This window comes from Rhizobium sp. 01N447_2, from assembly GCF_056399245.1.
Genome location: NZ_JBFTQY010000054.1, coordinates 16541 through 38892 on the forward strand (window position 1 = coordinate 16541; position 22352 = coordinate 38892).

Below are 22352 nucleotides of genomic sequence, written 5' to 3' on the forward strand. Positions count from 1 at the left end.
CTGCTTCTTCAATTCACCGTCATATTGTTGTTGATCACGTTGAAGACGTCTTGCAAGGCGCCGGTGAAGACCCCGAGACCAGAGACGAGCGCGCCACAAATGAGGGCGGCGATCAAGCCATACTCAATTGCCGTCGCACCTCTGTTATCAGCAAGAAATGCTTTCAAAATACGCATTATTACGCGACCCTCTGAGCGAAACCGACAGCAAACGACCAATTCCACGACCATCGGGCGACGGCCGGCATTCTTCAGCAACCGGCGCCGACGCCGTAGCCCTGGACGACGCAGACCGAGCCTGGCGTATCCTGGAGGACGCTGCGGCGGATCGTATAACGCTTGCCGCTTTCGCTCTTCGGGATTGATCCTGTCGTGATCGTATCGAAATCCGCCGGAGCACTGGCAAAGACGCTTTTCTTCGAGGAATCCGCAAGCATTGGCGTCAGGATGAGCGTCAGCGCGACCACCGCCGTGCCGAACAGAAGGGCGATATTCAGCGCACCCGTCCTGCGCGAGGCAGACGAGGCCCGTTCCTTTTCCCGGACAGCTTTCCAGAAATCATCGTCCATGACGTCAAGCCTTTTAATACACGCACGCCAGATGCTTGATTGAGGCCGATCTTTGGCAGAAGGTGTTAAACGATCCATTAATATCCACAGCCGAAAACGGTGTGGCACAATAATAATCAGACAATGCTAAAGTAAATCCTGCAACATCGGGATGAGCGGCTCGTCAGCCGGCGGCATCGGATAATCGCGCAGCGCCTGCGGGCGCACCCATTTCAGCGCCTGACCCTCGCGGCCCTGGGGAATGCCCTCATAGCGCCGGCAGATATAAAGCGGCATCAAAAGGTGGAAGGTCTCGTAGGAGTGGCTGGCGAAGGTCAGCGGCGCCAGGCAGGCGATCTTGGTGTTGATGCCGAGTTCTTCCTCGAGCTCGCGCACCAGTGTTTCCTCCGGCGTCTCACCCGGCTCGACCTTGCCGCCGGGAAACTCCCAGAGCCCGGCGAGCGACTTTCCCTCGGGGCGCTGTGCCAACAGGATACGCCCGTCGGCATCGATCAGCGCACAGGCGGCGACCAGCAATATCTTCCGGCCCGCCTCGCTCATCGCGGCTCCTTTTGCCAATAGCAATAATGATAGGCGTCGCGAAAACCGAGGCGCTCATAAAGTGCGATGGCCGGGCGGTTGGACAGCTTCACCTGCAGCCAGGCCGAACGGGCGCTACGCATGCGCGCCCAGCGTAGCGCCGAGGTCAGGATTTCGGTGCCGAGCCCCTCGCGCCGCCGCGCCTCGGAGACCGAAAGCGACATGATGCCGGCGAGGTCGTTGTCCTGGACGCAGAGCACGGTCGCAAGCGGGCCGTCCGCCGCGTTCTCGATCATGAACAGGCCGGATGGCGGCTTGATCGCCGAAATGATCTCGGCAAGCGCCGGCTTCAGCCTCAGTGGCGCCTGCTCGACGGCGAGGTTGGCGTCGACGAAACGGCCGACATCATGGGTCGGCAGGTGATCGAGCGTATCCGGCAGCTCTGCCTCGGCAAGGTCGCAGGTCATCACCACCGTATCGTCGAAGCGCGTCCAGTTCTGCGCGCGCAGAAGTTCGATCAGCACCGGCGAGGCAAGCGGCGTCTGGCGGACCACGGCAGCGCGGCCATAGGCCTCGAACTTCCGGCGCGCTTTTTCCAGGCGGATTTCGACGTCGCGATGATCCGAAGGATCAAGCGGCACGATCGAATTCAGTCGGTTGGACGGGTGACCGGCCGTCAGCCGCACCTGCCAGCTGCCGTCATATTGCACGGATGCCGCTGGCCAGGCGCGAAAGCCGACGGCCTCCAGCCTGCGGACCAGCGGCAGATTGTGTGAGGAAATGGATGCCTGCGCCAATGAACGATCAGCTCCGATAGTCGCCATTGATCGCAACATATTCCTTGGTGAGGTCGCAGGTCCAGACGGTTGCCGTGCCGGTGCCGAGCCCGATATCGACTTTGACGGGGATATCCTGCGCCTTCATGACGTTCGAGGCCGCCTCCTCGGAATAATCGGGATCACGCTCGCCATTGACGGCGACCCTGATGTCGCCGAACCAGATGGCGAGCCGGTCGCGGTCGGCCATCTCGCCGGACTTGCCGACGGCCATGACGATACGGCCCCAATTGGCGTCCTCGCCGGCGGCCGCCGTCTTGACCAGCGGCGAATTGGCGATCGACAGCCCGATGCGCTTGGCGGCGGCATCGCTCTCTGCGCCCGTCACGGTGATTTCGAGCATCTTGGTGGCGCCCTCGCCGTCCCGCACCACCTGCAGCGACAGATCCTTCAGCACTTCGTTGAGTGCGGCTCGGAAGGCGGCAAGGCGCGGATCATCGGCGCGTTCGATGCGGACCTGGCCGTCCTCGGCTGCGGCACCTGTCGCAAACAGCATCAGCGTATCGGAGGTGGAGGTATCGCTGTCGACGGTCATGGAATTGAAGGTCGGGCCGACGCCGTCAGACAGAAGCGCCTGCAGCGCGGCAGGCGCGATGTCGGCATCGGTGACGACGAAGGAGAGCATCGTCGCCATATCAGGCGCGATCATGCCCGCGCCCTTGGCGATGCCGTTGATCGTCACGGCCACGCCGCCGATCTCGGCGCTGCGGGTGGAAACCTTCGGATAGGTGTCGGTCGTCATGATCGCCTTGGCAGCCTCGAACCAGAAATCGCCGGTCGCTTCGACCTGCATCCGTTCCAGAACGCCTGAAAATTTGGTGGCATCGAGCGGTTCGCCGATGACGCCGGTCGAGGCCAGATAGACCTCATTCTCGGCGCAGCCGACAGCAGCGGCAGCCGATTTCGCCGTCAGCGCAGTCGCCTGGCGGCCCTTCAGGCCGGTGAAAGCATTGGCATTGCCTGAGTTGACGACGACGGCGCGGGCGCTGCCATGGGGGAGGTTGGCGCGGCAGAAATCGACCGGCGCCGACGGGCACTTCGAGCGGGTAAAAACGCCCGCGACGGTCGCCGGCCTGTCGAAGACCATCATCAGCACGTCGGTACGGTTCTTGTACTTGATGCCGGCGGAAGCCGTCGCCATGCGCACGCCGCGCAGCGGTGGCATCGAGACGAAGGATTTCGGAGCAAGCGGAGAGACGGAACCGGACATGATGAGACCTGCCAATGAGCATTTCCAGGCGAATTGGAAACCGGTTCGCCGTCCGGAAATGCGACAACAAACGATGCCAGCGCATGATGCCGAAAAGTGTCAGCGGTTTTCGGACGACATCATGCTCTGCTTTTTGATTTAGATCCGGATTCAGATTTCAGGTCGATCAGGCCAAAAACATCCGGATCTAATGAAGGGCCCGGAAGAACCGGGCCCTGATGCGAATATTACTGCTGCGGCGCCGGCGCGACGGGCTCGCTGCCCGGCTCCGGCTGCTTGTTGGCCTGGTCGTAACCCTTGCGCAGCGTCTCGTCCGTGATCTCGATCTTGGCCGAAGCCTTCGCCTTGTTCAGAAGCTCAAGATACTTGTCGCGCATGACGAGCTGACGAACCTGATCCTGCACCTGATCGAAGGGCGGCGGCGGAGCGTCGCGCTTATCTTCGACCTTGATGACGTGGAAGCCGAAATCGGTCTTGACGGGCGTCTTGGAATAGGTGCCCTTCTCAAGCGCGAAGGCTGCGTCTTCGAATTCCTTGACCATGCGGCCGCGCGAGAAATAACCGAGATCGCCGCCTTCCGACTTGTTCGGATCGGTGGACTTTTCCTTGGCGAGTTCGGCGAAATCCTTGCCGGCGTCGAGCTGCTTGATGATGTCCTTGGCTTCGTCCTCGGTCTTGACGAGGATGTGACGGGCGTGGACTTCCTCCTGCTTCGGCAGGGCAGCGACTTCCTTGTCGTAGCGGGCCTTGACTTCGTCAGGCGTCACGATGTCGACGACATGCTTCTTGAAATAGGCATTGTGCAGCTCGCGGTCGGTGAGATACTGCATGCGCTTCTTGAATTCGTCGGTCTGATCGAGCTTCTCGGCCGCAGCATCGGCGGCGAGCAGCTTGACGTCGATGGCGGCGGAAAGGGCTGCGACCTTCTTCTGGTCATCGGGAAGCTGTGCCAGCTGCGGGTCGAGATTGGCGACGGCGAGGTCGAGTTCCGACTGGTGGATCTCCAGAGTGCCGACCTTGGCGATGACGGCGTCATCGGCATAGGCCGGAGCCTGGAGCGCAACAAAAGTTGCGAACGCCAGAACGGCAAGTTTGTTGGTGCTCAACATGAAATACCCTTCACAGTTACATTGCCGGTTTCAGCATCCCCTGAATCCAGCCCAAAATAGCCATCAACATCGGATTGTGGCCTTTCTGTATCCGCCAAATCCGTTGACATCATTCGACCCCCCTCTTATCTGTCACGCAACCTCGCGTCCAGAACAGTTTCCGGGCGTTTTAAGGCGCGCGCCTGATTTTCGGCTGGGCCGCGAACAAGAAACGCCGGGGATGAATATTGAGAAAGGGCCAGTCATATGGTCAGCTTTGGCGGTATAGCCCGCAAGTTATTTGGGTCTTCCAACGACCGCCGCGTGCGGTCCTTCCAGCCGAACGTCACTGCCATCAACTCTATCGAAGAGAAGACGAAGGCCCTGACGGACGAGCAGCTCGCGGCAAAGACCGTGGAGTTTCGCGCCCTGCTCGCCGAGGGCAAGACGCTGGACGACATTCTGATCCCGGCCTTTGCCGTCGTGCGCGAAGCCTCGCGCCGCGTTCTCGGCCTGCGACCTTTTGACGTACAGCTGGTCGGCGGCATGATCCTGCATTCGAATGCGATCGCCGAGATGAAGACCGGCGAAGGCAAGACCCTCGTCGCCACCCTGCCGGTCTATCTGAACGCGCTTTCCGGCAAGGGCGTGCACGTCGTCACCGTCAACGATTACCTCGCCCAGCGCGATGCCGCGACCATGGGCCGCGTTTACGGCTTCCTCGGCATGACCACCGGCGTCATCGTCCACGGCCTCTCCGACGAGGAACGCCACGCGGCCTACGCCTGCGACATTACCTACGCCACCAACAACGAACTCGGCTTCGATTATCTGCGCGATAACATGAAGTACGAGAAGAACCAGATGGTTCAGCGCGGCCACAACTTCGCAATCGTCGACGAAGTGGACTCGATCCTCGTCGACGAGGCGCGCACACCGCTGATCATCTCCGGTCCGCTCGACGACCGCTCCGAACTCTATAATACGATCGACGCCTACATTCCGCTGCTGGTGCCCAGCGATTACGAGATCGACGAGAAGCAGCGTTCCGCCAACTTCTCCGAAGAGGGCACCGAGAAGCTGGAAAACCTGCTCCGCCAGGCCGGCCTTTTGAAAGGCAACGCGCTCTACGACATCGAGAACGTTGCGATCGTCCACCACGTCAACAACGCGCTGAAGGCCCACAAGCTCTTCCAGCGCGACAAGGACTATATCGTCCGCAACGACGAAGTCGTCATCATCGACGAGTTCACCGGCCGCATGATGCCGGGCCGCCGCTATTCGGAAGGCCAGCACCAGGCGCTCGAAGCCAAGGAAAAGGTGCAGATCCAGCCGGAAAACCAGACGCTGGCCTCGATCACCTTCCAGAACYACTTCCGCATGTACGACAAGCTCGCCGGCATGACGGGTACGGCACAGACGGAAGCGGAAGAATTCGCCAACATCTACAATCTCGATGTCATCGAGGTCCCGACCAACCTGCCGATCAAGCGCCTCGACGAGGACGACGAGGTCTACCGGACCTTCGACGAGAAGTTCAAGGCGATCATCGAGGAGATCCTCGACGCCCACAAGCGCGGCCAGCCGGTGCTGGTCGGCACCACCTCGATCGAGAAATCGGAACTGCTCGCCGAGCGCCTGCGCAAGCAAGGCTTCGACGATTTCAAGGTGCTGAACGCCCGCTACCACGAGCAGGAAGCCTATATCGTCGCCCAGGCGGGTGTACCGGGTGCCATCACAATCGCCACCAATATGGCCGGCCGCGGCACCGACATCCAGCTCGGCGGCAATCTCGACATGCGCATCGAGCGCGAACTCGGTGAAGTCGAAGCCGGTCCGGAGCGTGACGCCCGGATCCAGGCGATCATCGAGGAGATCAAGGAACTCAAGCAGAAGGCGCTCGAAGCCGGCGGTCTCTACGTCATTGCTACCGAACGCCATGAAAGCCGCCGCATCGACAACCAGCTGCGCGGCCGCTCCGGTCGTCAGGGTGACCCCGGCCGCTCGAAGTTCTACCTCTCGCTTCAGGACGACCTGATGCGCATCTTCGGTTCCGACCGCATGGACAGCATGCTGACCAAGCTCGGCCTCAAGGAGGGCGAGGCGATCGTCCATCCCTGGATCAACAAGGCCCTGGAGCGCGCCCAGAAGAAGGTCGAAGCCCGCAACTTCGACATCCGCAAGAACCTCCTGAAGTATGACGACGTTCTCAACGATCAGCGCAAGGTGGTCTTCGAGCAGCGCCTCGAACTGATGGAATCGACCAATATTTCCGAGACCGTTTCCGACATGCGCCGTGAGGTGATCGAGGACATGGTCGACAAGCATATCCCTGAGCGCGCCTATGCCGAACAATGGGATGCCGTCGGCCTGAAGACCGGCGCTTTGAACATCCTCAATCTCGACCTGCCGGTCGAGGACTGGGTGAAGGAAGAAGGCATCGGCGAGGACGATATCCGCGAGCGCCTGACGGAAGCCGCCAATGCGGCCTTCACGGAAAAGGCCGAGCGTTTCGGCGACGACATCATGCATTATGTCGAACGCTCGATCGTCATGCAGACGCTTGATCATCTCTGGCGCGAGCACATCGTCAACCTCGACCATCTGCGCTCCGTCATCGGCTTCCGCGGCTATGCCCAGCGCGATCCGCTGCAGGAATACAAGTCGGAGGCCTTCGAGCTCTTCACGGCGCTGCTCAACAATCTGCGCGAGGCCGTCACCGCCCAGCTGATGCGCGTCGAACTGGTGCAGCAGGCGCCTGCCGAGCCTGAACCGCCGCTGATGCAGGCCCACCACCTGGATCCGACGACCGGCGAGGACGATTTCGCCCCGGCGATCTACCAGGCATCGGAAGTCATCGTTTCTCCTGAAAACCGCAACCCGGATGATCCCGCCACCTGGGGCAAGGTCGGCCGCAACGAGACCTGCCCCTGCGGCTCCGGCAAGAAATACAAGCATTGCCACGGCGCCTTCGAGCAGGTCTGAGGCAAGCCGCAAAGATCCGCGAAAATGCCGCCTTCGGGCGGCATTTTCTTTTCTGCGGCAACGCCGGAAAACCGGAATTTCAGCGTTGGACGGCAGCCCGATGCGGAACCGTTTCTTAACCCTGTTCTGTCAAGACTTCAGGGGCGATTTGCCTGACCTCAGAGTTTTGCGTGTTCATCATGGCGGTCATAGAAACAGCGGAGAAGATGCTGCCAGCGGGCCTGCGCCCAATCGGCGGCCGTACGCTGCGCATGCTTGCGGCCGTGCTCAACGAACGCGGGGAGAAGGCGGCCGCCCAGCGCATGGCGCTGACGGCGTTTTCGATCCGCATCCTCAGCGCAGCACTTGCCTTCGTCTCCCAGATCGTACTTGCCCGGCTGATGGGCGAATATGAATACGGTATCTTCGTTTTCGTCTGGGTGCTGGTCGTCGTCTTCGGCGATCTCTCATGCCTTGGTTTCCACACCGCGATCATCCGCTTCCTGCCGCAATACAGGGCAGCGGGCGCTTTCGAGGAAATCCGCGGCCTGACCGGCACGGCTCGGATTTTTGCGCTGCTTTCCGGCACGACGGTGCTCGCCGCTGGCATGCTCGGACTGCATTTCTTCGGCGATATGATCCAGGTCTATTATCTCGTCCCGATCTTCATCGGCCTGCTCGCCATGCCGATGATCGCGCTCGGCGATATTCTGGAAGGCACGTCACGGGCGAACCATTGGCCAGTGATGGCGTTGAGCCCGGTTTACATCGTCCGCCCGATCCTCATCATCCTCTTCATGCTGATCGCGATTGCCATCGGCGCCGAGCACACGGCCGTCACCGCGATGCAGGCAGCACTCGTCGCCACCTTCGTCACCGCCCTTGGTCAGTATGCCGCAACGCTCTACCGCCTTCGCCGGCATTATGACGAAGGCCCGCGCAAGGTCGATTTTCTCGCCTGGTTCAGCGTCGCCTTCCCGATTTTCCTGATCGAGGGCGTGAGCTTCCTGCTCACCAATTCCGATGTCGTCGTCGTCGGCATCTTCCTCGAACCGCACGACGTCGCCATCTATTTCGCCGCCGCCAAGACGATGGCGCTGGTGCATTTCATCAATTTCTCGGTCAAGGCGGCCTCCGGCCCGCGCTTTTCCTCGATCATCGCCGAAGGCGACCACGCCCAGCTGGCAACCGCTGCCATCGACGCCGCCCGCTGGACCTTCTGGCCGGCGCTCGGGGTCGGCCTTGTCGTGCTTGCGGCCGGCCATCTGCTGCTGTCGCTCTTCGGCGGCGCCTTTACATCAGGCTATCTGGTGATGGCGATCCTGCTCGCCGGCATCCTCGCCAAATCGCTGGTCGGCCCGGCCGAAACGCTGCTGATGATGGCAGGCAAGCAGAACCTCTGCGTCGCACTCTATGCCGGCGCATTGACGGCCAATGTCAGCCTCAACCTCGCTTTGATCCCGCATTACGGCATCGAGGGCACGGCGATCGCCACGGCCTCGGCCATGGCGGTTGAGGCGATCCTGCTGCATGTCGCCGTGCGCCACACGCTCGGCATCGTCCTTTTCGCCTTCGCCAGCCCCTCCACCGCAACGCCTGAAATGAGAGTTCGATAGATGGTGCGTGTTCCCCCCGTTACCGAAAGCACCGACAGCGCCGCAAACCGCATGGTGCATGATCTCGCCGCGTTGAATTTCGAAGCACCGCGGGCCGAGGCTCGCGCCGAGATCGGCCGGCCGGGGCGCGAGCTCTGCCTCTATCCCGGCAAGCTGGGCTATGAGCTTCAGGATGAGCTCGATTTCCTCTCCAACCGGGCGATGGAGCCGAACGTCTTTTTCTCCGGCCGCTTCCTCGCCCCCGCCATGCCGCGGCTCGAAGATCGGCAAGTGAACTTCGCCCTGATCCGCGATCACAATGCCGGCCGCAGCCGCATGCGGTTCCTCTTGCCGTTTTCGGTCGACAAGCCTGGCTTCGCCGTCGGCCCATCGATCATCCGCGGCTGGTCGAACAGCTTCGGTCCGCTCGGCACGCCGCTCGTCGATGGCGAGGATGCCGCCGAGACGCTCGACAATCTCTTCGAGGGACTGACCGCCCGCGATCTCAATCTGCCCGGCATATTGGTTCTGCCGGATCTCAGGCTGAACGGTATCTTCGTGCGCATGCTCAAGGCCGTGGCGCTCAGCCGCAATCTTCCCGTTACTGTCACCAATCCCTACCTTCGCCCGATGCTGCAGAGCGACGAAGAGGCGCCCGCCTATCTTGGCAAAACCATCTCCTCCTCGCATATGCGCGAGATGCGCCGCCAGTGGCGCCTGCTGGAGGACGTGGGAACAGCGGTCTATACCGTCGCCCGCCAGCCGCGCGAAATCCATGTCCGCTTCGAGGAATTCCTGGCGATGGAAGCCGGCGGCTGGAAGGGCAAGCGGCGAAGCGCTCTCGTCACCGATCGTTATCATACGGCCTTCGCCCGCGAGGCGGTGTCGAACCTTGCCGCCATCGATGCCGTGCGTATTCACACGATCGATCTCAACGGCAAGGCGATCGCCGCCATCGTCGTGCTGATGATGGGCGGCGAGGCCTATACGTGGAAGACCGCGTATGACGAGAACTACGCCCGCTATTCGCCGGGCAAGCTTTTGATGAGCGAACTCACCGAATGGCATCTCGACGATGCCAATATCGTGCGCTCCGATTCCTGCGCTGTCTCGGATCATCCGATCATGAGCCGCTTCTGGCAGGAGCGCGAGGAGATGGGAACGCTGGTGATCGGCCTGACGCAGAACGGCGACCGCGACATGCGCCAGGTCTCAGCCCAGCTCCACATGTACCGCAGCACCCGCAACATGGCGAAGATGCTGCGCGAAAAGATCATGTCGCTCGCTGGCCGGGGCTAAAGCAATTCCAGCAAAAGTGCGTTGCGGTTTTGCGTCCGGAATTGCGCAAAAACAAAAAGATAGATCACCTTCGGAAATGATCTATCCCTCGCTGGCCGCCTTCTCCCGCAGCAGCCGGCGGATCACCTTGCCGGTGGTGGTCAGCGGCAATGCATCGATGAACTCCACCTCACGCGGATATTCATGCATCGAAAGCCGCGTCTTCACCCACTCCCTTATCTCGGCGGCCAGCGCCTCGCTTGGGTGATGGCCCGGTGAAAGCACGATATAGGCCTTGACGATCTCGGTGCGCACGGCATCGGGCTTGCCGACGGCGGCGGCGAGCTGCACGGCGGGATGGCCGATCAGGCAGTCCTCGATCTCGGCCGGGCCGATGCGATATCCCGACGAGGTGATGACGTCGTCATCGCGGCCTTCGAAGGTGACGTAGCCTTCGGCGTCCTGCCGACCGATATCGCCGGTGAGCAGCCAGCCCTTGGCGAACTTTCGTTCGGTCGCCGCCGCATCGTCCCAATAGCCGAGGAACATCACAGGATCGGGACTGGCGATGGCGATCTGGCCCGGTTCGCCGACGGGCAACTCGTCGCCCGTCTCGCTGACGATCGCGACGCGATGCCCAGGCACTGCGCGTCCGATGGCACCGGCCTTGGTGACGCCATAGGCAGCGCTGGAAGCGAGCACGAAATTGCACTCCGTCTGGCCGTAGAATTCGTTGACGGTGATGCCGAGCGTATGCCGCGCCCATTCATAGGTCTCGCGGCCGAGTGATTCTCCGGCCGAGCCGATGGTGCGCAGCACCAGATCATATTTCGAGCGTGGATCGGGCACGGATCTCATCAGCCTCAGCGCCGTCGGCGGAATGAAGGCGTTGCGCACATCCATCTCCGCCATGACGCGATAGGCCATATGGGCATCGAATTTCTGCGCCGGCGACGAGACGACGGGAATTCCGAGCAGAAGGCTCGGCAGCAACGCATTGAGCAGACCGCCCGCCCACGCCCAGTCGGACGGCGTCCAGACCTTGTCGCCCGGCCGCGGAAAACCCTCATGGGCGAACTGCATGCCGGGAATATGGCCGGGCAGGACGCGATGGCCATGCAAAGCGCCCTTGGGCGGCCCCGTCGTACCGGAGGTAAAGATCATCAGCGCCGGATCATCAGGACCGGTTGTGGCGATGTTGAAGACAGGGGGATGGCCATCCACCAGTTCGGCGAAAGCAGCCGCATCGGCACTCGCCCCGTCGATGCTGACGATATGCTTCAGCCCCGGCAGGCGCCCGCGGATCTGCCGGATGCGTTCGAGACCGAAGCCGTTGGTGACGACGGCCACAGCACCTGCCGCCTTCAGCCGGTATTCCAGCGCCTCGACGCCGAAGAGCAGCGCCAGTGGCAGCGCAATCGCGCCGGTCTTGTAGATCGCCACATGTGCGATCACCGTTTCGAAGGATTGCGGCAAGAGCAGCGCGACGCGATCGCCGCGTTTGATATCAAGTGAAACGAGCGCATTTGCAAAGGCCGAGGAACGGTCGGCGAGCTCGCGATAGGTCATCGCGCGGTGATCGCCATCGGGGCTGAAATGCTCAAGGCAGACACGCTCCGGATCTCTAGCCGCCCAGTCGTCGCTGACGGCGCGGCCGATATTGAAATCCTCCGGAATCCGCCAGGAGAAATCGCGATAAAGATCGTCGTAGCGATCGTGGGACGGCAATTGCATGGTCGGATTCCAGTAAAATGCTGCATCAGCTAACATCTTGCGGCGCGGAAGTGCAAGCTRCAGCCGGAATCGACAGCGATGAGCTTCAGAAGTCGATCACGGATCATTGTGCGCATGCAGCATAGATTCTTCATTTGCCGCCCTGCGACTTTGGCCATCGCGCGCTAAATCATGGAAAGCCGCCTGGGGGTCATCCAATTCATCACGGAGTCGTTTCATGGAATACGCAAAATTTGGCAAGACCGGTCTCGAAGTGTCGAAAATCTGCTTGGGCTGCATGACCTTCGGCGACCCCGGCCGCGGCAATCATGCCTGGAGCCTCAGGGAAGAAGAAAGCCGGGCGATGATCAAGCAGGCGATCGACCTCGGCATCAATTTCCTCGACACCGCCAACACCTATTCCAATGGTTCCTCAGAGGAGATCGTCGGCCGAGCCATAAAAGACTTCGCCAAACGCGAGGACATCGTGCTGGCGACCAAGGTGTTCAACCGCATGCGGCCAGGCCCGAACGGCGCCGGCCTGTCGCGCAAGGCGATCTTCGACGAGATCGACAACAGCCTGCGTCGCCTCGGCACCGACTACGTGGATCTCTACCAGATCCACCGCTTCGACTACACGACGCCGATCGAGGAAACCCTGGAAGCGCTGCACGACGTCGTCAAATCGGGCAAGGCGCGTTATATCGGCGCCTCCTCCATGTATGCCTGGCAATTCGCCAAAGCGCTCTACGTCTCCAGGCTGAACGGCTGGACCGAATTCGTCAGCATGCAGGACCACCTGAACCTGCTTTACCGTGAGGAAGAGCGCGAAATGCTGCCACTCTGCGAGGATCAGAAGATCGCCGTCATCCCCTGGAGCCCGCTTGCCCGCGGCCGCCTGACCCGCGACTGGGATGAAACGACGGCGCGCAGCGAAACCGACGAATTCGGCAAGACGCTCTACACCCAGTCCATTGATGCCGACAGCAAGATCGTCGGAGCCGTGGCCGAAATCGCCAAGGCCCGCAATATCTCCCGCGCCCAGGTCGCAACCGCCTGGATCCTGCAGAAGAGTGCGGTGACCGCCCCGATCATCGGTGCGTCCAAACCGAACCACCTCAGAGACGCCGTTGCCTCGCTCTCGGTCAAGCTCACCGCCGAGGAAATCGCAGCACTGGAAGCACCCTATGTCCCGCACGCCATCGCCGGCTTCAAATAGGCTCTGGCCGACTGACTCCATCCGTCGGTGCATGTAAGGCAACCCCTCTCCCGTCTGCGGGAGAGGGAGATCGAACCGACCATCTCCTATCCAAGCAACAGCACCTCTGGCGGCAAGGCATCACACGGCGGTCATAGTTCGGCCCTAGCGATTGCCCTGAGATATCGAGGAATCGTTTGTCATGACCACCATTCCTTTCGAGCCCCGCCGTTTCCGCACCACCGCCGCCTATTACAGCCGTTTCCGCGTTCCCTATCCCGACACGCTGATCGAGCGTGTGACGGCCAGAACCGGCCTTCGGCCGGGCGATCGTCTGCTTGATCTCGGCTGCGGCCCGGGCCAGATCGGCATCGCTTTCGCCCGCCTTGGCAGCGCCGACGTCACCGGCCTCGATCCGGAGCCGGAAATGCTGGAGGCGGCACGCGAGGATGCGGCGGCAGCTGGCGTCGCCGTCAAATTCGTCCTTGGTTCATCCTATGATCTCGGCTTCGCCTTCGGACCGCTGAAGATGACCACCATGGGCCGCTCGTTCCACTGGATGGATCGCGCCGCAACGCTTGCGATGCTGGACACGCTGACAGAGCCCGGAGGAGCAGTCGCCCTTTTCGGCGACCGGCATATCTCCTCCTCACCGGCCTGGCGCGAGGCGATGGAGAGGCTATCCGAACGCTTTTCACCGGAACGGATGCGGACCGAGCGGCAGCTCCGCCATGGAGCGGACTGGAAAAAGCACGAAGAATTTCTGCTGCGCTCCCCCTTCCGCAATCTCGAACGCATCGGCATCGTTACGGAGCGGGTGATCGATGCCGACGAGATCATCGGCCGCGCCTTCTCCATGTCGGTCACCTCGCCACACGCGCTCGGCGACAGGACGATAGAATTCGAGCAGGCGCTGCGAAACGAACTCGCAACCCTCTCGCCGGATGGAAAATTCACCGAGATCGTCGAGAGCAACGTCCTCATCGCCTTTCGCGACTGAGATTATGTCTGGCTGTCAGGATCGAGCTGCCGGCGCATGGTCACCAGAAACTGCTCGGCAAGCGCCCTGTCCTCGACCGCGCGGGCAAGAATGACAGCGCCCATCATCGATGAGAGTGTCGTCGTCGCATTGGCGCGGCGCTCCTCCTCCGTTTCGCCGGGAACGATATCGGCAAGCGTCTCGACCAGCACGGAAAGCCCATCGCTGAAAACCGCGCGGACGGCGCCGCGGCTGCGGCTGACTTCCTGGATCAGCGTTGCGAAGACACAGCTGCCGCCGGGATCGTCAACCGTGCGCCAGTGGATATAATGGTCGAGAAGAGCGGCCAGCGGCCGGTCGGGCGATTCGGCGATATGTTCCTTCCAGCGCTCTTCCACCCTATCGATCAGCTTGCGGCTGACCTCCAGCGCCAGGTCGTCCTTCGAACCGAAATGACCGTAGAAGCCGCCATGCGTCAGCCCCGCCGCCTTCATGATGTCGGCGACGCCGACCCCGTCAAAGCCGTTTTCGCGGAAAAGCACGCCGGCAACGCTCAGAATCCTTTCGCGGTTTTCGGCAAATTTTTCGCGGCTGACCCGCATTGTCGTCTCCAGAAATAGTCGCTTGACAAAATATATGACGTCCATCATCAATACGCAAGAAATATGATGGCCATCATGTAAATCGATCTAGTATCTTCTCGAACCTGAATTCAAACGGAATCTTGCCCATGGTTTCCACAGCCCTCGCCTCCTCCCTTGCCCGACGCAACATCCATTACGGCTGGGTCGTCGTCGCCGCGACCTTCCTCACCATGCTGGTCACCGCCGGCGCCATGGGCGCACCCGGCGTGCTCATCAAGCCGCTGCAGGACGAGTTCGGCTGGGAGACCTCGCAGATTTCCTCGGCCCTTGCGATCCGCCTGATCCTTTTCGGCTTCATGGGTCCGTTCGCCGCCGCCTTCATGAATTATTTCGGCGTGCGCAAGGTCATCGTCTTCGCACTGGCGCTGATCGGCGCGGGCTTCGTTGGTTCGCTGTTCATGACGACGCTGTGGCAGTTGCTGCTGCTTTGGGGCATCGTCGTCGGTTTAGGCACGGGATTGACGGCCATGGTGCTCGCCGCAACGATCTCCAGCCGCTGGTTCACCAAGCATCGCGGTCTCGTCGTCGGCATGCTCTCGGCAAGCTCGGCCACCGGCCAGCTCGTCTTTCTGCCGTTGATGGCGGAGCTGACGGAACGTTATGGCTGGCGCTCGACGGTGTTTTTCGTCTGCGCCATGATCATGGTCGCAGCCCTTGCCGTGCTTGCCTTCATGCGCGACCGCCCCGCCGACCTCAACCTGCCCGCCTTCGGTGAGACGCAGGTGACGCCGCCGCCGGCAAGCACCTCCCTCGGCGCCGCGCTGATGACGCCGATCACCGTCCTCAAGGAAATCTCGAAGACCTCGACCTTCTGGATCCTCTTTGCCACCTTCTTCATCTGCGGTCTCAGCACCAACGGCCTGATCCAGACCCATTTCGTCACCCTGTGCGGCGACTTCGGCATCGTGCCGGTGGCCGCGGCCAGTGTGCTGGCTGTCATGGGCATCTTCGATTTCTTCGGCACCATCGGTTCCGGCTGGCTGTCCGACCGCTTCGACAATCGTTGGCTGCTTTTCTGGTATTACGGCCTGCGCGGCCTGTCGCTGCTGTACCTGCCCTTCAGCGATTTCAGCTTTTACGGCCTGTCCATCTTTGCCGTCTTCTACGGCCTCGACTGGATTGCCACCGTGCCGCCGACCGTCAAGATCGCCGCCGACCGCTTCGGCCGCGAAAAGACCGGCCTCGTCTTCGGTTGGGTCTTTGCCGGACATCAGCTGGGAGCCGCCACCGCCGCCTATGGCGCCGGCCTCTCGCGCACGGAGCTTTCGAGCTACCTGCCTGCTTTCTTCGTCGCCGGCGCCTTCTGCCTGCTGGCCTCGATCCTGGCGATCACGCTGAAGAAGTCCGGCCTGAGCAGCCCGGCACCGGCTGCCGCCCATTGATGTCAAACAGGATCCGGCCTCGAAACGAGGCCGGATCTCTCTACCGGATCAGTCCGATAACTTCGCTTGCCCGTCTTGCGCGCGCGGGCGCTCGCATGTTAGACAGCCGCCCGTTCGTATCCGTTGCCCCATTGGCGGAATTGGTAGACGCGCTCGACTCAAAATCGAGTTTCGAAAGAAGTGCTGGTTCGACTCCGGCATGGGGCACCACCAAAATCTTCAAGCTCTTCGTCAGATAGTTCAAGCAACGCAAGCGGACTGCGTCGTCTCGCGCGGACGATCTGGCCCCCCCGCGATGTGAGAGCGGCGAGGACAATATCGTGGTCACAGAACTTCAAAGACTTCGTATTCGACACCGCCCGGACACCTGCCGCCCTTTGCGACCGCGACAATGCTGTTGAGCCACGCATGCGCTGGCGCGGCGGTCTCGAAATACGGTGTCGTGCGCAGATAATATTCCGAAGCGTCGACCGTTTCGCCGCGCGCCAAACGCTCGTCGACGGCCTGTGACGTACGCCTTATGCCGCGATAGGTCATGAGGACGAGGCCCCCGTCGTCGGCGACGAGGAGGAGCCTGACATCTTGCTGAAATGTTCCGTCGGTACGAGCGAGCAGGAGATCCGATCCGATCAACGGCGATACTTCTCCTTTCAGGCGCTCCCCTTGGAAATGTCCGCCCGAGACAGGAAAAATGCGCCGGCCGCCGGCTGGCGTCTGCCCAAGCTCCAGCGTCGGATGAAGCGCGATAAAGAGTGTAAACAGGTGCTGAGATTGCAGGGACACAGTAGATCTCCTATTCTTGGCCCCCAAATTGCACCAGAGCGTTCCGCCTTCAAAACGCGCTTTGCTTGTCGTCACCGCAAGATAAATTGATCGTGAAGGGAAGCTGGTCATGCGACCGTCATTGGAGTCTCTGCGCGTATTGGAGGCGTGTGTCTCGGCCGGCAGCTTCGCGCGCGCAGCCGAACGCTTGTTTCTGACGCCGGCGGCGGTCAGCCTTCGTATTCGCACCTTGGAGGCTGAACTCGGTCAGCCGCTATTTATCCGCGCCGGTCGGCGAGTGGTCCCGACGGGCGCCGCCTCCGTTCTGGCAAACCGGATCCGGGAGGCATTAACCGGGATCGGTGAGGCGCTCGCAGAATTTCAGGCGGCGACGCCGCCACTCCGGCTCACGGCGCCGCCGACCTTTGCGTCACGCTGGCTTGCACCGCGTCTGGCGCGCTATCCTACGCCTGGAGCTTCCATCATCGAGGTCGACGTCTCGGCGGAAATACGTGACACGGGCGCATTCGACGTCGCCATAAGGACGGGTCGCGGTGGATGGGCCGGGCTGGAAGAATATCGGCTCGCTCCCGTAGAAGTGACGCCGATGCTGTCGCCTTCCCTGCTTGGAACGCGGACGCTTGCCGCGCCGGAGGCGCTGGCTGACTTCGAGCTTTTGCCGCACCCTGATTGGGAGCAATGGTTTAAGGAGGCTCAATGCGCGACCCCGCAGGGTTTGCGCTTTTTGGCGGTCGATTACCCCACGCACGAGTTGGATGCCAATGCGGCGCTGGCAGGCGTGGGTGTGGCGCTGTTGTCGCCGTCGCTGTTTCGGCCGCTTTTGACCGAGGGCCGGTTGATCGCGCCGTTCCCCTACGTGCTGAGCGGGCCAGCCTGGCATTTTGCGCTCATGCGCTCCAATGACGCGCGCCAGGCGCCACGGCAACTCTGCGTATGGCTTTGCGAGCAGGCACGTGAAGTCGCATAGTTCCGAACGAAGACACTGTGAAGCTTGAGCGTCATAACGGTCGCTGGCGGCTGTGCGCCAGCGAAAGACGACACTGCATCACCGTCTCGACCGCCGCCCGTACCTGATAGAATTCTTATTGGCCAGGTCGCTTTGGCGGCGATCTCAAGTCCCTCCCGAAAAGTCAGATATGAGGCCGTCATATCCCGTTAGGCTGGGAGGCTTGTGAAAATACTCAGCGCTTAAGCGGACCTTACTTGTTTTTCAGCAGCCACATCTTGCCGGCCATCGTGATGCCGTAGACGTCTTTTGATGCGTCGTCATCCAGATGCCGCCTCTCCAGAAAACCCGGCTCCTTCAACTCGCCGAGCGTCTTGGCAGTGACCGACTTTATTTTCTGCGGGCGCTCTTTCCACCGGTCAGTTTTTGCATAAGTCACTGTCGCGTTCTCGTGCGTCCATTTGTTGGCTGGCTGAGGATAAAGGTCTCCATCCCTGGCGAGTTTAAGTGCGGCGATCTGGGACGGCGTAAGCTCAATCATACTAAAAGATCCTGTGCGGGCGGTGTTTGCGCTGGGAACGCGCTTTTACCAAAGGCGTGCTCATAACACCGACAGACGACTTTCACCACCGCATTGAGATATTCTTGCCACAAAAGGCGAAAACCCGGCTCGTCGGAACCGGGCTTCGTCCTTATCGCATATTTTTTCGTTAATTGCAGCGTCGGACCGTCCTGGTGACCTCGCCTTCGTCGGTCTGTCGGGTGACGCTCCTGGTTTCGCAGCCATTATCGCGATAGCGGCGGTGCTCACGTTCGCGCACCGCACCGAAAGTGACGCCACGCTCGCTGATAGTGATACCGGGTCGTACCCGCTCGTGGCGATAGCCGTCATCATAAGAACGCTCCCTGACATACACGCTGTCGGCAAGAACAGGCGCCGCAAACGAACAGACGGCAAGGGTCGCCACAGTACAGTTCAAGATCATCTTCCGCATGTCGTTTCTCCTTTCTTGATGAAAGGGCAACGAGGCAAGACGCAAGTGGTTCCAACATCGGTGACGGCCCKACCGTGCCGCGGACGACGTCTGCGCCGCACCAGCCAGGACTGAGAACGAAGGCCCGAACAGCAGCCCATCCCCAAATCAACTGTTTAATTTTGCTTGCGCTTCGTCCAAAGTGGCCGCCGCTATCACAAGAGAGGGCGGACGTGCATCAGGAAGTAGGACTCATCGCGACGGTCGCCGTCAGTTTCGTTTTCGCAGCGATCCTGGGCTATGGAGCCGACAGGCTTCGGCTGCCGCCACTCGTCGGTTATTTGATGGCGGGCATCCTGATGGGCCCGTTCACGCCGGGCTTCGTCGCCGATACCGCCCTTGCCGGCCAGCTCGCCGAAATGGGCGTCATTCTTCTGATGTTCGGCGTCGGCCTGCATTTTTCCGCTTCCGACCTGCTCGCCGTGCGCGGCATCGCCGTGCCGGGCGCGATCGGGCGGATTATCCTCGCCACCCTGTTGGGCATCGGTCTTTGCAAACTCTGGGGCTGGAGCCTCGGCGCCGGCATCGTCCTCGGCCTCAGCCTGTCGGTGGCGAGCACCGTCGTTCTCTTGAAGGCGCTGGAGGAGCGCAATCTCGTTAACGCGGCCAGCGGACGCGTCGCCGTCGGCTGGCTGATCGTCGAGGATCTGGTGATGGTGCTGGCGCTGGTGCTGCTGCCGGCGCTCGCAGAGCTTCTGGGTGGCAACGCCAGCGATACGACCAACCACGGCCTCGGCGACCTGCCACTGGTGCTGACGATCGGCCTGACGCTGCTGAAGGTTGTGGCCTTCGCCGCCATGGCGATCTTCCTCGGCCCTCGCATCGTGCCCTGGCTGCTGACGATGATCGCCCGCACCGGCTCGCGCGAACTCTTTACGCTGACGGTGCTGGCAATCGCACTCGGCATCGCCTTCGGCTCGGCGGCGATCTTCGGCGTTTCTTTTGCACTCGGCGCATTTTTTGCCGGCGTCGTCATGAGCGAATCCCAGCTCAGCCACAGGGCAGCCGCCGACTCGCTGCCGTTGCAGAACGCCTTCTCCGTGCTGTTCTTCGTCTCCGTCGGCATGCTCTTCGACCCCTCGATCCTGGTGCGCCAGCCGCTGGCCGTGATCGGCGCGCTGGCGCTCGTGATCCTCGGTAAGGGCATCATCACCTTCCTCATCGTCATCCTGCTGCGATACCCGATCAGCATGGGGTTAACGTTGGCCGGCGGCCTTGCCCAGATCGGCGAATTTTCCTTCATCCTCGCCGGCCTCGGCGTCTCACTCGGGCTCCTGCCACATGAGGGCCAGGATCTGATCCTGGCCGCAGCAATCCTGTCGATCACCCTCAACCCGATCGTGATCTTTGCGACCGACGGCCTGAAGAAATACATCCATTCGAAATGGCCCTCTCTCTGGGAAAGCTACGGCAGGAGCAGGCAGAAGGCGCTCGGCAAAGAACTGGAAAAGATCAGGGCGCTCGGCGAAGAGCGCGAGCGCCAGCATCAACTGAAGATGCAGCAGCTGATCGAGACTTTCCCGCTGTTCTCCGAGGTCGACGAGGACGCGCAGGAGGAGCTGCTGCTGCTCTTCAAGGCGAAATCCGCGCCGCCCGGCGAACGCGTCATCCGCCGCGGCGATCGCGGCGATAGCATGTATTTCATCTCCTCGGGCGCGGTGGAAGTGCGGCTCGCCAGCGGCGCGATCCGCCTGGAGCCGGGAGCCTTCTTCGGGGAAATGGCGCTCCTGACCGGCGGACGGCGGACAGCCGACGTCATCGCCGTCGACTTCTGCCAGTTCGAGGTGCTCGAACGGCGCGACTTCAACATGTTCATGTCGCACCATCCACATCTGCGCGCCGCCGTTAGCGAAATGGCCCAGCAGCGGACGGAAATGAACGTCCTGCGTCAGCAACGGGAAAAGTCGATGGACCTGTCCTGACGCAAACGCCACCGCATGTCAGCGGCAATCGCGCCACCGTGATTGCTTCAGCCCGCCGGCCAATAGCCATCGGCGTGGAAATCCTCCGGGATCGGATCATGCCGCGACAACGTCTCGGCTGCGAAATCGATCTGCAGCGACAAATATTTAAGAGACGCCAGCATCGGTACGCCGGTCGCGAATTCCCGGATGCGGGAGAGATGATAGCCGCTCTCGTTCAGCCGCCGCGCAGCCTCCCGGCGCACGTCGTCTTTGCTCGGTCCACGACCCTCTTCGGATCGGTCATCCATTTGCACGGCCTGCCCACGGCCGCCTTCGATCACTTTGAACATTCCCCTGCCACCCTGCACGTCGACCCCAAATCAGCTTGCCGCAGAATGGCCRATTCGCAATCCCACGAAATCTTGGGAGAGGTGCCGATACCCCGCATCACGAAAATTTTTCGACGGCGGTGGCAGGAAGGACACGGCCGAGCATTTACAGCGCCGCGCACGGCCCCTAAAGCTTTTTGCACCGCAACAGGAAGGAAACGGAATGCTCCGCAGACTTTACGACTGGACCATGTCTTTGGCCTCGCGCAAATCGGCCGAAGTCTGGCTCGCCGTCATCGCCTTCGTCGAAAGCTCCGTCTTTCTCGTCCCCGCCGATGTGCTCTTCCTGCCGATGGCGCTTGCCAAGCCGGAACGCGCCTATCGCTATGCGCTGATTGCGACTGTCGCCTCCGTCCTCGGCGGCATCGCCGGCTGGGCGCTCGGCTATTACGCCTATGATGCAATCGCCAGACCAGTCCTTGAGTTCTACAGCAAATTCGATGATTTCGAGCGATTGCGACGCGAAATTCACGGCGAATGGGAAATCCTGTTACTATTGCTGGTGACTTCCGGCTTAGCACACCTTCCGCCGATTAAGGTCGTGACCATTATGGCTGGCGTCATTGGCATGAATCTAGGCTTCTTCGTTATCTCAGCCATCATAGCTCGCGGTGCTCGGTTCCTGCTTTTGGCGTGGCTGCTTCGTCGATATGGCGAGCCGATCCGCCACTTCGTCGAGAAGCGCCTTGGTCAGATCGTCGGCATCGGTGCAGGCGTCCTCATCACACTCGGAATCGCTTATAAACTGTTTGCCCACTGCGCCAATTTCGCGGAGCTCCGCCATGACCGCCACTTCCTCGCCGCTCGCCCGCCCSGGCTTTGTCTACTCCATTTTGCTCGCCATCGGCATGGCGGCGGCGGTCGGCACCGCGCTCGGCTTCCAGTATATCGGCGGCTATATTCCTTGCGCGCTCTGCCTGTTGCAGCGTCAGCCCTATTATTACGCCATCCCGATCGCGATCCTGGCCGCAATCTCCGAACTCGTCGGACTGCCGAACTGGATCACCCGGGCGCTCATTCTCGCGGCCGGCATCCTGATGCTGGTGACGGCAGGCATGGGTGTCTATCACGCCGGCGTCGAATGGCATTTCTGGCCCGGCCCGGCCACTTGCTCGACGACGGCAAGCAGCATGACGACCAATGCCGGTGATCTGCTCGGTGAGCTCAACACCATCAAGGGCCCGTCCTGCACCGACGCGGCCCTGCGGGTGCTCGGCCTGTCTTTTGCCGGCTGGAACGTGATTGCCGGAATCCTGCTTGCGGCCTTCGCCTTTGTCGGCGTTCGCAAGGCCGCCACTGAATAAATTATGCAGGAAACCGAA

General features: G+C 61.4%; 21 protein-coding genes, 1 tRNA gene and 1 pseudogene. 11 read left to right on the plus strand and 12 right to left on the minus strand.

Annotation, left to right across the window (positions count from 1 at the left end):
• Nucleotides 1–8 precede the first annotated feature (8 nt).
• The 6 genes from AC1ECN_RS27550 to AC1ECN_RS27575 form a co-directional block, all read right to left on the minus strand.
• Entirely contained in the window at nucleotides 9–176 is a 168-nt protein-coding gene (locus tag AC1ECN_RS27550) for a Flp family type IVb pilin (protein WP_024323594.1), read from the minus strand.
• Between the two features lie 74 nt (nucleotides 177–250).
• Nucleotides 251–568: a hypothetical protein gene (locus AC1ECN_RS27555; RefSeq protein ID WP_003543245.1), complete on the minus strand. Its 318-nt coding sequence runs from the start codon at nucleotides 566–568 to the stop codon at nucleotides 251–253.
• 126 nt (nucleotides 569–694) lie between these two features.
• Entirely contained in the window at nucleotides 695–1108 is a 414-nt protein-coding gene (gene mutT, locus AC1ECN_RS27560; protein ID WP_012759141.1) for an 8-oxo-dGTP diphosphatase MutT, read from the minus strand.
• Nucleotides 1105–1911 (minus strand): GNAT family N-acetyltransferase, encoded by an 807-nt coding sequence (locus tag AC1ECN_RS27565; RefSeq protein WP_018069212.1) that lies wholly within the window; start codon nucleotides 1909–1911, stop codon nucleotides 1105–1107. Before AC1ECN_RS27565 ends, mutT begins: the two co-directional genes overlap by 4 nt.
• On the minus strand, nucleotides 1892–3133 hold the full coding sequence (argJ, locus tag AC1ECN_RS27570; RefSeq protein WP_075225957.1) for a bifunctional glutamate N-acetyltransferase/amino-acid acetyltransferase ArgJ: 1242 nt from the start codon (nucleotides 3131–3133) through the stop codon (nucleotides 1892–1894). Before argJ ends, AC1ECN_RS27565 begins: the two co-directional genes overlap by 20 nt.
• Before the next feature lie 227 nt (nucleotides 3134–3360).
• Nucleotides 3361–4242, minus strand: coding sequence for a peptidylprolyl isomerase (locus AC1ECN_RS27575; protein ID WP_024323596.1), 882 nt, complete (start codon nucleotides 4240–4242; stop codon nucleotides 3361–3363).
• Between the two features lie 246 nt (nucleotides 4243–4488).
• On the opposite strand from AC1ECN_RS27575, the gene secA reads away from it, so the two are divergent.
• The 3 genes from secA (at nucleotide 4489) to AC1ECN_RS27590 (ending at nucleotide 10079) form a co-directional block, all read left to right on the plus strand.
• On the plus strand, nucleotides 4489–7206 hold the full coding sequence (secA, locus tag AC1ECN_RS27580; RefSeq protein WP_477954752.1) for a preprotein translocase subunit SecA: 2718 nt from the start codon (nucleotides 4489–4491) through the stop codon (nucleotides 7204–7206).
• Between the two features lie 179 nt (nucleotides 7207–7385).
• Nucleotides 7386–8801, plus strand: coding sequence for a lipopolysaccharide biosynthesis protein (locus tag AC1ECN_RS27585; RefSeq protein ID WP_130662318.1), 1416 nt, complete (start codon nucleotides 7386–7388; stop codon nucleotides 8799–8801).
• Nucleotides 8802–10079 carry a GNAT family N-acetyltransferase gene (locus AC1ECN_RS27590; protein WP_075225956.1) on the plus strand — a complete coding sequence of 426 codons (1278 nt, stop codon included), beginning with the start codon at nucleotides 8802–8804 and terminating at the stop codon, nucleotides 10077–10079.
• Nucleotides 10080–10160: 81 nt separating this feature from the next.
• On the opposite strand, the gene AC1ECN_RS27595 is transcribed toward AC1ECN_RS27590, so the two are convergent.
• Nucleotides 10161–11792 carry an AMP-binding protein gene (locus AC1ECN_RS27595; RefSeq protein WP_130673164.1) on the minus strand — a complete coding sequence of 544 codons (1632 nt, stop codon included), beginning with the start codon at nucleotides 11790–11792 and terminating at the stop codon, nucleotides 10161–10163.
• A 217-nt stretch (nucleotides 11793–12009) separates the two neighbouring features.
• Between AC1ECN_RS27595 and AC1ECN_RS27600 the strand changes: the two genes are divergently transcribed.
• Nucleotides 12010–12990 carry an aldo/keto reductase gene (locus AC1ECN_RS27600; protein WP_130662320.1) on the plus strand — a complete coding sequence of 327 codons (981 nt, stop codon included), beginning with the start codon at nucleotides 12010–12012 and terminating at the stop codon, nucleotides 12988–12990.
• 181 nt (nucleotides 12991–13171) lie between these two features.
• Nucleotides 13172–13969 carry a class I SAM-dependent methyltransferase gene (locus tag AC1ECN_RS27605; protein WP_130673165.1) on the plus strand — a complete coding sequence of 266 codons (798 nt, stop codon included), beginning with the start codon at nucleotides 13172–13174 and terminating at the stop codon, nucleotides 13967–13969.
• A gap of 2 nt (nucleotides 13970–13971) precedes the next feature.
• Here the strand turns inward: AC1ECN_RS27605 and AC1ECN_RS27610 are convergent, their stop codons facing one another.
• Nucleotides 13972–14550 carry a TetR/AcrR family transcriptional regulator gene (locus tag AC1ECN_RS27610; RefSeq protein WP_130662322.1) on the minus strand — a complete coding sequence of 193 codons (579 nt, stop codon included), beginning with the start codon at nucleotides 14548–14550 and terminating at the stop codon, nucleotides 13972–13974.
• 128 nt (nucleotides 14551–14678) lie between these two features.
• On the opposite strand from AC1ECN_RS27610, the gene AC1ECN_RS27615 reads away from it, so the two are divergent.
• Nucleotides 14679–15974, plus strand: a complete 1296-nt coding sequence (locus AC1ECN_RS27615) for an MFS transporter (RefSeq protein ID WP_130662323.1) — start codon at nucleotides 14679–14681, stop codon at nucleotides 15972–15974.
• Between the two features lie 125 nt (nucleotides 15975–16099).
• A tRNA-Leu gene (locus AC1ECN_RS27620) sits at nucleotides 16100–16184 on the plus strand.
• Between the two features lie 114 nt (nucleotides 16185–16298).
• Here the strand turns inward: AC1ECN_RS27620 and AC1ECN_RS27625 are convergent.
• Nucleotides 16299–16757: a DUF3237 domain-containing protein gene (locus AC1ECN_RS27625; protein WP_130662845.1), complete on the minus strand. Its 459-nt coding sequence runs from the start codon at nucleotides 16755–16757 to the stop codon at nucleotides 16299–16301.
• A gap of 109 nt (nucleotides 16758–16866) precedes the next feature.
• Between AC1ECN_RS27625 and AC1ECN_RS27630 the strand changes: the two genes are divergently transcribed.
• The gene (locus tag AC1ECN_RS27630; protein ID WP_130662324.1) at nucleotides 16867–17724 is read left to right on the plus strand and encodes a LysR family transcriptional regulator; all 858 of its coding nucleotides are present in this window, start codon (nucleotides 16867–16869) and stop codon (nucleotides 17722–17724) included.
• A gap of 232 nt (nucleotides 17725–17956) precedes the next feature.
• On the opposite strand, the gene AC1ECN_RS27635 is transcribed toward AC1ECN_RS27630, so the two are convergent.
• The gene (locus AC1ECN_RS27635; protein ID WP_003543268.1) at nucleotides 17957–18244 is read right to left on the minus strand and encodes a hypothetical protein; all 288 of its coding nucleotides are present in this window, start codon (nucleotides 18242–18244) and stop codon (nucleotides 17957–17959) included.
• Nucleotides 18245–18413: 169 nt separating this feature from the next.
• Entirely contained in the window at nucleotides 18414–18698 is a 285-nt protein-coding gene (locus tag AC1ECN_RS27640) for a hypothetical protein (RefSeq protein WP_018495855.1), read from the minus strand.
• Nucleotides 18699–18910: 212 nt separating this feature from the next.
• On the opposite strand from AC1ECN_RS27640, the gene AC1ECN_RS27645 reads away from it, so the two are divergent.
• Entirely contained in the window at nucleotides 18911–20659 is a 1749-nt protein-coding gene (locus AC1ECN_RS27645; protein WP_018069225.1) for a cation:proton antiporter domain-containing protein, read from the plus strand.
• Between the two features lie 47 nt (nucleotides 20660–20706).
• On the opposite strand, the gene AC1ECN_RS27650 is transcribed toward AC1ECN_RS27645, so the two are convergent.
• On the minus strand, nucleotides 20707–20991 hold the full coding sequence (locus AC1ECN_RS27650; RefSeq protein ID WP_130673166.1) for a hypothetical protein: 285 nt from the start codon (nucleotides 20989–20991) through the stop codon (nucleotides 20707–20709).
• Between the two features lie 202 nt (nucleotides 20992–21193).
• On the opposite strand from AC1ECN_RS27650, the pseudogene AC1ECN_RS27655 reads away from it, so the two are divergent.
• Together AC1ECN_RS27655 and AC1ECN_RS27660 are read left to right on the plus strand one after the other, a co-directional pair.
• Nucleotides 21194–21787, plus strand: a pseudogene (locus AC1ECN_RS27655) (YqaA family protein); the annotation flags it as partial.
• A 25-nt stretch (nucleotides 21788–21812) separates the two neighbouring features.
• A complete protein-coding gene (locus AC1ECN_RS27660; protein WP_024323604.1) occupies nucleotides 21813–22334 on the plus strand; it encodes a disulfide bond formation protein B in 522 nt (173 codons plus the stop codon).
• Nucleotides 22335–22352: the final 18 nt, after the last annotated feature.